Raw genomic sequence first — 12,312 nt, forward strand, 5'->3', positions numbered from 1 at the left:
GCGCGGTCGGGGGTGGGCGTCAGCCGCCGGAGCGGGGCGGGATCGGGTCACGGAGCAGGGAGGCGCGGCCGGCCCGCCGCCGCTCCCAGTGGGGTCTGAGCGCGTCGGCGTCGATCGGCCAGGGGTGCGGCGCGCTGCGCAGCGCGTCCGCCGCCGAGTGGAACACCGTCCGCAGCTCGCGTACGTCGGACGGTCTCCACTCGGAGTGCGCCGCCAGCAGGGAGGTCCGGTCCGGCTCGACCAGTCCGTCCGGGCCGCCGTGCGCGGCCCGGGCGCTGCGGCTGAACCGCCAGATGTCCTCGGAGTCCAGCTCGCGCAGGGCGAGATGGGTGACCGCCGCCGATCCGTTGACGGTGGCGGCCACTTCTTCCCGCGCCGTCTCCGCAGCACCGTGGCTCACTTCGACGAACAGTACGATCCTGGGGTGCGCGGCGCTCAGACAGGAGCGCAGAAAGTCGGTGCGCAGGCCGGCGTCGTTCCACCGTATGTGCGGGATCACGGCGAAGAGCAGGGCGTTGTGCTGGTCCAGCAGATCCCTCATGTCGCCGTAGGCCTGGTACGGGTCCTCCTCCGCGACGATCGACCGGACGCGCTCCTCGGGGAACGCGTGCCGCAACAGCCGCTTCGCGATCTCCTTGCGTATACGGGTGTTGATCAGTTCGACCGGCGCGAACGACCCGTCCGGTCCGACGCTGATGCGGTGGCCGTCGTTCATCAGACCCGCGGTCGGCACGCACACGGCGAGCGGGTCGCCCGCCTCGGCCGCCCCCTTCGCCACCCGTTGCCGCGCCTCGTGGATGCACCGGTGGATGAGGCTGGTCTTGCCCATGCCGGGAAGCCCGCTGACGATCACCACACGGCCGTCCCCGGAACCCCCGTCGAGGAGTTCGTCCAGGGTGGGCCAGCGTGCGAGGAAACGCTTGAGCTGCTCGCCCGAGTGATCCACGTCCACCCACTGGTCCATGTGGTCCGGCTGCTTCCACGGCACCAGGGGGTGGTCGGCGCTGAACGTCGCGCGGGCCCCGGCGTCCGGATCACCGTGCGCCGGACCGTTCGATCCGTACGGTTTGCGCACTCCGTAGGGGTTGGCCCAGTCGGAGCTGGTCATGCGTGAGGTCCTCCGGCGCTGGTGGGACGGTCGCCGCCGCGTGTTCCGGGCAGCCACCACAGGGGCGCCGGGCGTCGCAGATCCGCCACCTCGCGGGTCCGCAGGTCCAGGGTCGTGCGCACGGCGTCCGCCTCGCTCTTTCTCTGGCGCGGCAGCAGGAGCCGACCGTCCCGGCTGCTCGGCAGTCTGTCCGTCAGGGGCAGGGATTCGGCCAGCCGCCGGGCCGCTTCGCGGCGCGGAGCGGGGCCGGGCACCTGGGCGAGGAGACCGGTGAGCGTCTCCCGGGCCCGTAACGCCTCGGCGGGGTCCGTCTCGGGATCCCGTTCGTACGCCGCGAGATACAGCCATGCGATCCTCCGGAATTCCTGCACGGCCGCCGCCAGTTGCCGGTCGTGCGTGCGCCGCTCCGCCGAGATCCGTTCCGTCGCCTGTCCGACCAGGGTGAGGGCCGCCCCGGCCGCCAGCAGGTACACCCCGTCGAGGAAACCGCCCAGGCCACCGGAGCCGCCCTGGTCCGCGGACGCCCCCGGGGGGTCGCCCGCCGCGGCCATGACCGCGTCGCAGACCCGCTCGAAGTCACTTCCGTGCTTGCCTGCCCAGTCGTCGAGCGCCATCGCACCGCCCGCGGAACCGGGCACCCGGACGGCGTCCGGGGCGGCCGGTCCCGACGGCCGCCGCACCACGCCCAGTCGTAACGCGGCCTGCCTGAGCTCGTCACGGTGGTCGTCGGCCAGGCAGTACACCAGGCGGACATCGTCGCCGCTGTCGGCCACGGCCTGCCCCGCGGTGACCGGGAGCAGCAGCAGGGCGCCGAGGAGGACGGGCCGCAGGCGCGGGGCGGGGGAGGAGCGCAGGACGCCGTACGCGCGCCCGGTGCGGCGAGCACGTCGGCAGCGGCGGGGGCGCCCCCCGCCGCTTCCTCCCCGCTCGACCATCCGGCCTCCCCGTTCTCCCGGCCGCGACCCGTCCGGGACGCGGCACACCCCTGCGGCTATGCGGAGGACCGCAGTCCGTCGGTCGTGGCCGGTGTCCCGCCCGGCGGGCCGCCGGCGGGGTCCGGATGCCGGGGGAGACGCCTCTGCCCGGTCGCGGGTTGCCGCTTCTTCCCCGCCCGGTGACGCGACCAGCAGCCGAACCCGATCCGGGCACCGTAGTGCAGCAGGTTGACGGTCACCACGGCCGGTGCGACGACGCCCACCGTCTTCGGGAAGTCGCGTTCGAGGGTGAGGGCGAGCAACACGGCCGTGAGGCCGTTCTGCTGACCGATCCCCAGCAGGATGCGGTCCCTCGCGGACAGACCGCGGACGAAGAGCGGCATCAGCAGCACGGCCACCACCGCCTGCGCCAGGAAGGCCGAACCCCCCAGCAGCAGCCCGGGCTTGAACGCCACCCCCTGGGCGACGAACAGGCCCAGCAGGGCGGTGGCGAGCAGGAAGGCGCCGGTGACCGCCCGGGCGAGGGGGCGGGCGAACGCCGGGCTACGCAGGAACAGTCCGGCCACCGCGACGGCCAGCATGAGCATGTTCGCGGCGGCGAGCGCCAGCATGACCACGACCAGCAGGACCGCGAGCGGCGTCACCGGGCGCCTCGGGCGCACGGGCTCCTCGTCCGCCCCGCCGGCCGGCCACAGCCTGGCGCACACCCACCACGCCAGCAGGGCTCCGGCCACCAGCAACCCGTTCAGCACCAGCCCCAGGGCGTACCCGCGGGCCCCGCCTCCCACCACCGAGGGCGTGCCCGTGTGCCCCGCGGCCGTGTAGGCGTACCCGGCGACGTACAGCGTCAGCAGGACCGTCATCGGATCGTCGAAGGCGGCCCACGCCGTGAGCAGGGAGCGGGCACGTTGCGACATGTGCCCGTCCTTGCTGAGGGCGGCCACGGACAACGGGTCGATCTGCGCGACGACGATGCCGAGGACCAGGTACTGCGGGCGGTCGAAGGCCCAGACCATCACGCCCGAGATCATCGCCGCCTTCAGGACGACCCCCAGCGTGACGGCCGCCACCACGCCCCGCAGATCACGCCGGAGGTCGGCGAGATCGATGCCGTACGTGCTGCCGTACAGGCCCACCGCGAGCAGCAGCCCGGTGGCGACGACGTACCCGGTGGTGCCGACGAGGCGCGTCGGGTCCGCCGCCAGGCCGATGGACGTCCCCAGGAGCAGCGCGCCCAGCGCGCCCAGCAGTACGGCCGGAACCGCCGGCAGCTTCCGCGGCCGGCCGCGGCCGGGTCGTGACCTCTCCACCTGCTCCCCCCATCCCACGGTGGTACGCCGCGAGCGTAGTCGGGCCGTAGGCACCTCGTGCGCTGATCGATACGGACGTGCAACCGCGAGAGCAACAAAGGTTAGATGCGAGCACCCGGACGGCGTAACACCATTGCCGGCCGTTCCCTTGCACGATGCCCGGTCGCGGCGGCCGCTGAACGCTCCTCGTCCCGGGGGCGGGTCCACGGCGCCCGGGCCGGTGCGCCCCGCGTCCGCCCCGCCGCCCGCGGCGGGCCCCGGAAGGCACCGAGTCCGTCGGGTGTGCGCCCCCGGCCACGGCCGGACATCGGCGTGCGGGTGCGGACGGCGGCGCACGCGCCCGGCAAGCCGCACCCGGCGTGCGCGAGCCGACCCCCTGGGACACATGGCGTACGAGCCGGTCCCCCCGGACACATGGCGTACGAGCCGGTCCCCCTGGACACGTGGCGTGCGAGCCGGTGCCCTACCGCCCCCCGGCACATGGCGTGCGAGCCGGTGCCCTACCGCCCCCCGGCACATGGCGTGGTCGAGGACGTCACCCACCCCCATGGGCGACGTCCTCGACCGCTCCCCCGGTGCCGGACTGTGGCTCAGGTGCCCGCGCCGCGGATCCGTGCCGTCACCAGCACATCACCGCCGTCCCCCCGCATCCCCGGGCGGAGTACAGACGTACGCGGACGACGTAGCGGCGGCCCTTGACGAGCCGGGCGCGGATCGTGGCGTTGTGCGGCGTGCCCCCGTCGTCCCGGCCGACGAGATAGCGGGGCTCCCCGTCACGCTCCTCGAAGACCACGACGACGGCGTCGCAGTCGCCGAAGGTGCTGAGCGTGTAGGTGCGGCTCTCGGGCGGGTCGATCCGGAAGTCCGCCTGCTCGCCCGGGCCGAGGCCGAGCGGCACCGAACGGAACGGCACCAGCGCGGGCGCGCCCCGCGCAGGCGCCGGCGGATACCAGCGGAGCACCGCCTCCTTGTCGGCGGCGGACAGGGTGCCGGGCGGGTTCAAGCCACCGCGGTACTGCTCCGGTTCGAGGATCAGCCCCGGCGGAAAGGAGAACCCCATGATCGACTGCGGGTCCCAGACGGGGGCGTCGACCTCGTCGGGTGCCAGCTTGCGCAGGATGTTGTCGTGCGTCCGCTCCCGGCTCCAGTGGTGGGGCGGGCCCGCCAGTTCGGCGTACACCGCCTCGTCGTCCCAGTGGATGCCGGCGAACGGACTCTGGTGCTCGTGCAGCAGACCGAGCGCGTGCCCGATCTGGTGCAGGGCCGTCGCGCGCTCCCCGGGCGCGGTCAGGTCCCAGCCGAAGTTCATGGTGCGCTCGTGCCGCCCGGCCCGCAGCGCCTCCCGGCCCACCGCCGACCAGGAGCCGTCGCCGGCCTGGAAGCCGATGCGCAGTTCGGCCTCCGAACGGTCGGCGACCTCGGCGAAAACGACCCCGATGCCGAGGTCCTGCCACTCCCGGAAGCACGCGCGCACCACGTCCCGCTGCTCCTCGGCACCGGCCCACGACACCCGCCGCGTCATCCCCCTCCCCGGCACGGGGATGACGGACGCCTCGGAGTCGCCGCCGAAGAACCAGTAGTGCAGGACGGTGCCGTTGACCCACTTGCGCCGTCCGCTCGCGAGTGCGCTCAGCCGCTCGACCGCCTGCCCCGGTGCGAAGGCGGGCGCCGGCGTCCGTGCCAGCGAGCAGTAGCGTGCGGTCATGGGCCACAGCCTGCCGTGCGGCCCGTCCCCGGCGCCTGAGTCGGGGGCTACTCAAGTCGCCCTGTATCAAGAGTGAGTAGCCGCGCTCATGTCTGTGTGATGACTTACGAGAGGGACGCGACGACCCTGGAGCTGCCCTGGCCGTTCACCGGGCGGGAGGACGAACTGGAGCTGGTCCGCCGGTCCGTGACCGGCGCGCGGCGCGGCATCGTGGTGACGGGCCCGGCGGGCAGCGGCAAGACCCGCCTGGTCACCGAGGCGATCCGGGGCACCGACTGCGCCCGGACGGCCGGCACCCCCGAGAGCCGGACCACTCCGTTCGCGGCGTTCGCCCATCTGCTGCCCGAGCCGGTCACGCTGCACGGCGCGGTCCGCTCGCTGTCGGGGGTGCGCACCCTGCTGGTGGACGACGCGCACCTCCTCGACGACGCCTCCGCCGCCCTGGTCCACCAGCTCGCCGTGCACGGGCACACCCGGCTGCTGGTCGTCACCACCGACGGCTTCCGCGTGCCCGGCGCGATCTCCCGGCTGTGGACCGGTGAACTCCTTCCGCGCCTGGTGCTGGAGCCGCTGCCCGAGGAGGAGACCGGCCCCCTGGTCACGGCCGCTGCCGGTCCCCTCGACGCGCTCACCGTCAACCGGCTGCGCCGTCTCAGCCAGGGCGACCTGCGGCTGCTGCGCGACCTGCTGGGGGCGGTGCGCGGGCTGCTGACCCCCGACCCCGGCACCGGGGAACGGGCGTGGCGGGGCCCGGTCCCGCTGACCCCCGCCGTCCGCGAGCGTGCCCTTCCCGTCCTCGGCCGGGCCTGCCCCGCGGAGCGCGAGATGCTCGACCGGCTCGCCTTCGCCGAACCCCTGCCGCCGGACCAGGACGACCTGGACCTCGGGGTCCTCGAAGCGCTGGAGTCCGACGGCCTGATCGAGGTCGACGACCACGGTGCCGTCCGACTCTCCCACCCCCTGTACGGGCCGGTGCTGCGGGCCGCGGCGGGCCGGCTGCGGGCACGCAGGCTGGCCAGGACGCCGGACGCGTACGCCGCCGCCCTCGACGCCGAGTCGGCCGCCCTGGCCCGCCGCATCGACCGGGCCGACGTACGGGCGACGGGCACGCCGGTGGGGGAGTGGCTGGTGGCCGAGGGCGGCCCGGTACCGGCCGGGTACGCCGCGGTACGCGCCCGGTTCGCGCGGCTGCGCGGGGAGGTGCGGGAGGCGGCGGCCTGGGCGCGGGAAGGCCTGGGGAGCGATCCCGCCGACGCGTCCTGCCGGGCGGAACTCGGCCTGGCCGTCGCGGCGGTGGACCATCCCGGCGGCCCCGGCCCGGACCCGGAGGCCCTCACCGACCCCTACGAGGCCGTGCGTCTCGGTGTCCCGGAGAAGGCCGCCGCACGGCTCGGCGGCGTCTTCGCCCGCCACGCCGACGCGCTCAGCCGCGCCGACGGCCCGCGCCTGGACGAGGTGGCGGGGGAATGGGAGCGGCGGGGCTTCCTGCTGTTCGCCGCCGAGGCCCACGCCCAGGCCGTGCGCGCCCACCGGGATCCGCGCGCCGCCCGGCACTCGCGCACCCGGGCCGTCGCGCTGGCCCGGCGCTGCCAGGGTGCGCGGACGCCCGCGCTGTCCGGACTGGTCCTCGGCGAACTCACCGCCAGACAGCGGCAGATCGTCGCCCTCGCGGCGGCCGGTCTGACCAACCGGCAGATCGCCGAACGCCTCACCCTGTCCGTCCGCACCGTCGGCAACCACCTGTACAGCGCCTACGCCCGCCTCGGCGCGAGCGACCGCGGCGCCCTGCCGTGGCCGGACGGGGCACCGCAGGCCCAGTCGGCCTGAACCGGCACCGGACAGCCGACCCGCACCGGCGGCGGGGCGGCCCGGACCGGCGCGCGGGCACAGCCGGCCCGGCGCCGGCACCGAGGACCGGCGGCCTGACCCGCACAGGGGACGGGTCAGGCCGCCCCGAAAGCGGCGAACGCCCAGCCGGTGGCCTGGTGCAGCGCGTCGCCCGGCAGCGCGGCCCGGGCGTCGCGCAGCGCCTCCGCCAGGGACAGACCGGCCTCCAGGCCCTTGTGCAGCGCCAGCATCAGCGGCACCACCGCGGCGTCGTTCACGGGCGCGCTGCACGCCACCACCCCGGCCGTGCCCAGCGGCAGCAACGCCGTGACCAGGCCCAGCAGTTCGTCGGCGCCGACGGAGGCGAGCCGGGCGGTGTCGCAGCAGGACAGGATGATCCGGTACGGACTGCGGTCCAGCCGCTCGAAGTCGTGCACGACGATCGGCCCGTCCGCCATCCGCAGGGACGAGAACAGCGGACTGTCCGCACGGAACGTGCCGTGCGCCGCGATGTGCGCCAGCGCCGCCCCGTCCAGCTCCTCCAGCACCCGGGGCACCCGCGCCCTGTCCTCCTCCAAGACCGTCGCACCGCCGTAGCGGCCGGCCAGTTCGGGCACCTCGGCACCGCCCGTCGCCAGGCCCGGGCCGCGCACCAGCACCTGACGGCCGTCCGGCGGCGGCGTGGTCTCCCGGGCCCGCAGCCAGCTGCCCGCCGACGGCGACACGCTGAGCACCCGCTCCCGCAGCGACGGCAGCAGCGCCCACGGCACCCGGTGCAGCCGCCCCGGCGGCACGATCACCACCGGACCGCTGCCCAGCTGCCCCGCGGCCGACCCGAGCAGCAGCTCCTCCAGCCGCCGCCCCGCCGCCTCCACCACCGCGAGCCGGGCCTCGGCCCCGGGGTGGGCCAGCCGCCGCAGGCCCGCCTGCACATGCTCCGCCTCGATCTCCGCCTCGGTGAGCAGCCCGGCCTCGAACCGGCGCACCCGCCCCCGCCCGCACAACAGCACCTGCACCCGCCCGTCGACGACGGCCAGCTCCACCAGCAGCACCTCGTCGCCCAGCCGTTCCAGCAGCCGGCCGACGTCGAACCGGTCACCGATCCCGGGCGCCTCGCCCCGCATGTGCAGCGTCCGGGAGCGGATCTCCCGCTCCAGGCGCCGCTGTTCGCGCTCCAGCGCGACGACCGGCCGGCCCTCCATCCGGGCCGCCTCCGCACGCGAGGCGATCTCCCGGAAGGCCGTCATGCCGCTGAGCAGCTCCGGGTCGGCGGGCGGCCGGGTCGGCGGTGCGGACAGCACGGTGGCCCGCCAGCGCTCGCTCCACACCAGCAGCCGCCGCGGCCCGCCGGAGACCAGACTGACCCGCTGCGCCGACGCGGCCAGTTCCGCGCCCTGTTCGGTGGCACGGGCCCTGAGTTCCGAGGCGCCCAGGGTCATCCGGTGGTCGTCCAGCACGTCCAGACCCCGCCGGCACGCCTCCAGCACACCCCGGGACGACCCTGCCGCCCGTGCCCGCAGCGCCTGCGCCGCCCAGCCCGTCAACCGCGCCAGCGGCGGACCGCTGCGCCGGCTGCGCGCCGCCACGGCCAGGTGCCGCTCCGCGTCGGCGGTCCAGCCCAGGTCCAGCGCGATCCGGCCGGCGAGCAGCGACGCCTCCGGCGCGGCCGGGGAACCGAAGGACGCGAGCTTCCCGGCCACCGCGGCCGCGTCGGCGACCAGCCGCCCCGAGCCGCGCCCGGCCGCGTGCCGCGCCTCGGTCAGCACCAGCCGGGCGTGCGTCTCCCACCAGGTGCGCCGTTGCCCGGCGAACAGCCGCACCGCGAGGGCCGCGCGGGCGATCGCCGTGTGCGGATCGCCCGCGAGCCGGGCGGCCCGCGCCGCGGCCAGCAGCGACTCCGCCTTGCGGGTGGACTGCCCGCCCATCCCGTCCAGCCTCCCCGTCGCCGCGTCCGCCTCGGCCAGCGCCTCCGGCGCCAGACCGGCCGCCATCAGCACCTCGCAGCGCCGGATGTCCAGCATGAACGTCGGCGTGCCGAGCCGGGCGTACCGCTCCTCCGCCTCGTCCAGCAGCCGCAGCGCCGCCGGTACGTCCCCCGACCGGAACGCGGCCAGGCCCCGGCTCTCCACCGCGTCGGCCTTGTCGTGTTCCTGGCCGGTGGTGTCCCACAGTGCCTCGGCCGCGGTGAAGTCCGCCTCCGCCCGCTCCACCGAACCCAGCGCCAGATGCACGGTGGCCCGCAGGGTCAGCGCCCGCGCCGTCCAGATCACGTCGTCCGCCTGCCGCAGCACGGGCACCGCCCGGCGTACGTCCTCCAGCGCCTCGCGATGCCGGCCCAGCACCCACCACACGTAGGCCCGCCGGTACAGCACCCGCGCCCTGGTGTGCCCGCCGCCCCGTGCCACCCCCCGCTCGAACGCGGCCAGGCCGTCCCGGGTGCGGCCCGCGTGCACCAGTGCCACGCCCAGCGTGGCCAGCACGTCCGCCTCCCGGTCGGCCGAGTCGGCGCGCGCCGCGCAAGCCCGGGCCCGCCGAAGATGGTGCAGCGCGAGCCGCAGATCACCGAAGTCCCGCTGCCAGATGCCGATCACCTGGTGGGCGACGGAGGCGTCCAGCGGGGAGGGGCCGGCGGCGAGCAGCGCCCGGGCCCTCGCGAGAGCCTCGCCCGGGTCGGCGAACACCATCGGCAGCAGTTCGGTCACCGAGTCGCTTCCCGCTGTCACTCCTCGGATGGTAGTGGTCCCGCGGCACGCCCCACAGGCCCGGAGCTGTATCAAGGGACGGCCCGGCGGCTCTTGTTGACGACCGCTCAGCGCCACCGGACGACGCCGTCGCACCAACGGGAGGACCCGCCATGGCACCTCAGCGATTCCACGAGCAGTTCGACCACATCCAGCGTTCGATGCCGGACGTACCCCTGGCGATGGGCCCCGACGACTCGGCGGAGTTCATGTACGAGAAGGGCGTGGTCCTCGTCCGCGACGGCGAGGAGGCCCGCGTCGTCGAGGACACGGTACGGGCGCACTTCACGGCGGCACCCGACCTCGACCAGGAGCAGGTCCGGCGCGCGGGCCCGCGGACCAACCGCAGCGGCATCACCCGCATCCGGGTCGGCGACCCCGGCGAGGGCGGCCGGGGCGCCGACCGTGCCGTCGCCCACGCCCTGCGCTCGGTACGCGAGCACGAGTCCCGGGCCGGGCACCGGATGGCCGCCCGCAACCACGTGGTGCACATCGCCGTCAACGCCTGCCCCGGCGACGAACCCGTCCCCGTACCGCTCAGCGACCCCCCCAACCCGGCCGCCGCCGACACGCCCCACGACCCGGACACCGCCGTCGCGGTCCTCGTCGTCGACACCGGCCTCACGCACGACTACCGCTCGTGCGGTCTGCTGGCCCACACCGGCGGCGACGCCCAGGAGCGGGAGTGCGACGAGCAGGGGGTCCTCCGGCAGTACGTCGGGCACGGCACGTTCATCGCCGGGCTCGTGGCGGCCGTGGCGCCCAACACCGAGATCACCGTGCGCGGCACCCTCAACGACGCGGGCGCCGTCCTGGAGTCGGAGTTCGGCGAGAGGCTCTTCGAGGCCGTTGACGCGGGCGGCTGGCCCGACGTCCTCAGCCTCTCCGCCGGCACCGCCAACGGCCGCACCGACGGCCTGCTGGGCGTCGAGAACTTCATGCGGGAGCTGCGCGAGCAGCGCACCCTGCTGGTCGCCGCCGCCGGCAACAACGCGAGCGCCACACCGTTCTGGCCCGCCGCCTACGCCGGCCTGCCCGGCTGGGAGGACTCCGTGCTGTCGGTCGGCGCCCTGCGCAGCGACGGCGAGTTCGGCGCCTGCTTCACCAACCACGGCCCCTGGGTGAAGGTCTACGCCCCGGGGGAGCGCCTCACCAGCGCCCTCACCGGCTTCGACTCCCCGGTCCCCTACGTCTACCAGCACTCCACGTACGACGCCTGCCGCTACGGCTTCTCCTACGGCTGCACGTGCAGCCACCCCCGGCACAGCGGCGTGCTGAGCGACGAGGGCGTCGCCGCCAAGCCGGACCAGGTGATGTTCGAGGGGTACGCGCAGTGGAGCGGCACCTCCTTCGCCACCCCGGTGACCGCCGGCCTGGTCGCCGCGCACATGACGGCGCACAAGGAGGCCGACCCGCGCGCGGCCCGGCGGCAGCTCCTGCACACGAAGGCGGAGTTCGCGGAAGTACGCGGTGCCCACGTCCCGGCGCTGCGTCCGCCCACCTGGCGCCCGGTGCCCGTCATGGCGCTCGGCCCCCGGCTGTGACGGCCGAAACCGCCCCCCGCACGGCGTACGATGACGTGCCGTACTCGAGGGGTGGGGCTGCCGTGGACCGTACTGATGCCGGCGCGCTCGTCCAGGCGGCCGCCGACGGCGACGCGGCGGCCTGGAAAGCGCTCGTGGAGGGGCTGAGCCCCCTGGTGTGGTCCGTCGTCCGGGCGCACCGGCTCTCCGACGCCGACGCCCACGAGGTGTACCAGACGGCCTGGTTCCGCTTCGCCCAGCACCTCGGGCGGATCCGCGAGCCCGGCAAGGCGGGCGCGTGGCTGGCGAGCACCGCGCGCCACGAGTGCCTGAAGGTCATCCGCAGTGCGCAGCGGCTGACCCTCACGGACGATCCGCGGATGCTGGACCGGGTCAGTGAGGACGGCACGCCGGAACAGTCGCTGCTCGACTCCGAGGAGGCCGCCGCGCAGAGCGAACGCGTCCGGCGGCTGTGGCAGGAGTTCGAGGAACTGGGCGAGCGGTGCAGGCAGTTGCTGCGGGTGCTGATGGCCACGCCGCCGCCCAGCTACCACGACGTGTCCGCCGCGCTGGGGATCGCGGTGGGCAGCATCGGGCCGCTGCGCCAGCGCTGCCTGCGGCGTCTGCGGGCCCGGCTCGAGGCACGGGGGGCGATGTGAGCGGCAGGAACGGCCTGGGCGGCATGGACGACGACGACCTGTTCGGCGAGGAGGACTTCGACGACCGGGAGTTCGACGACGATCTGCTGGAGGAGGAACTGCGGCGGGCCGCCTCCGTCCTCGACCCCGTTCCCGCGGTGCTCCAGCAGATCGCGGTCGACGCCTACGCGCTGCACGACCTGGACGCGCGCGTGGCCGAGCTGACCTTCGATTCCCTGGTCGACGCCCTCCCGGTCAGGGGGGTCGCCGACGTGCCCCGGATGCTGACGTTCCGGGCGGGTGAGGTGACGGTGGACGTCGAGGTGACCGAGCGGGGGCTGATGGGACAGGTGCTGCCGCCGCAGCCGGCCCGGATCGAGGTGCTCGGCGGGCCGCGGCCCGGCTCCCCGCTCACGGCCGACGACCTGGGCCGCTTCAGCACCGACGCACCGCCGTCCGGCCCGTTCGCCCTGCGTCTGCGGACCGGAGGGGACGTGGTGGTCACGGAGTGGCTGCGGGCCTGAT

9 protein-coding genes are annotated in these 12,312 nt (G+C 75.3%); 4 read left to right on the plus strand and 5 right to left on the minus strand.

The window, feature by feature from the left end; translation table 11 throughout:
* Positions 1-19: 19 nt before the first annotated feature.
* The 4 genes from ACFV20_RS26445 to ACFV20_RS26460 form a co-directional block, all read right to left on the minus strand.
* A complete protein-coding gene (locus tag ACFV20_RS26445; RefSeq protein WP_385660356.1) occupies positions 20-1,108 on the minus strand; it encodes a hypothetical protein in 1,089 nt (362 codons plus the stop codon).
* Positions 1,105-2,043 carry a hypothetical protein gene (locus tag ACFV20_RS26450; protein WP_385660358.1) on the minus strand — a complete coding sequence of 313 codons (939 nt, stop codon included), beginning with the start codon at positions 2,041-2,043 and terminating at the stop codon, positions 1,105-1,107. The genes ACFV20_RS26445 and ACFV20_RS26450 overlap by 4 nt, the downstream gene beginning before the upstream one ends.
* Before the next feature lie 56 nt (positions 2,044-2,099).
* Positions 2,100-3,353, minus strand: coding sequence for a hypothetical protein (locus ACFV20_RS26455; RefSeq protein ID WP_385660361.1), 1,254 nt, complete (start codon positions 3,351-3,353; stop codon positions 2,100-2,102).
* Positions 3,354-3,972: 619 nt separating this feature from the next.
* Positions 3,973-5,058: a M12 family metallopeptidase gene (locus tag ACFV20_RS26460; protein ID WP_385660363.1), complete on the minus strand. Its 1,086-nt coding sequence runs from the start codon at positions 5,056-5,058 to the stop codon at positions 3,973-3,975.
* 99 nt (positions 5,059-5,157) lie between these two features.
* On the opposite strand from ACFV20_RS26460, the gene ACFV20_RS26465 reads away from it, so the two are divergent.
* Complete coding sequence (locus ACFV20_RS26465; RefSeq protein WP_385660366.1) at positions 5,158-6,885, plus strand: LuxR C-terminal-related transcriptional regulator; 1,728 nt, start codon at positions 5,158-5,160, stop codon at positions 6,883-6,885.
* Between the two features lie 116 nt (positions 6,886-7,001).
* Here the strand turns inward: ACFV20_RS26465 and ACFV20_RS26470 are convergent, their stop codons facing one another.
* A complete protein-coding gene (locus tag ACFV20_RS26470; protein WP_385660515.1) occupies positions 7,002-9,569 on the minus strand; it encodes a CHAT domain-containing protein in 2,568 nt (855 codons plus the stop codon).
* Positions 9,570-9,739: 170 nt separating this feature from the next.
* Here ACFV20_RS26470 and ACFV20_RS26475 point away from each other — a divergent pair, with 170 nt between their 5' ends.
* The 3 genes from ACFV20_RS26475 (at position 9,740) to ACFV20_RS26485 (ending at position 12,311) form a co-directional block, all read left to right on the plus strand.
* The gene (locus ACFV20_RS26475) at positions 9,740-11,170 is read left to right on the plus strand and encodes a S8/S53 family peptidase (RefSeq protein ID WP_385660368.1); all 1,431 of its coding nucleotides are present in this window, start codon (positions 9,740-9,742) and stop codon (positions 11,168-11,170) included.
* A 62-nt stretch (positions 11,171-11,232) separates the two neighbouring features.
* Complete coding sequence (locus ACFV20_RS26480) at positions 11,233-11,808, plus strand: RNA polymerase sigma factor (protein ID WP_234845394.1); 576 nt, start codon at positions 11,233-11,235, stop codon at positions 11,806-11,808.
* A gap of 23 nt (positions 11,809-11,831) precedes the next feature.
* Positions 11,832-12,311, plus strand: coding sequence for a hypothetical protein (locus tag ACFV20_RS26485; RefSeq protein ID WP_385660518.1), 480 nt, complete (start codon positions 11,832-11,834; stop codon positions 12,309-12,311).
* Position 12,312: the final 1 nt, after the last annotated feature.

This window comes from Streptomyces sp. NPDC059696, assembly GCF_042733745.1.
In the GTDB taxonomy this organism is placed as follows: domain Bacteria; phylum Actinomycetota; class Actinomycetes; order Streptomycetales; family Streptomycetaceae; genus Streptomyces.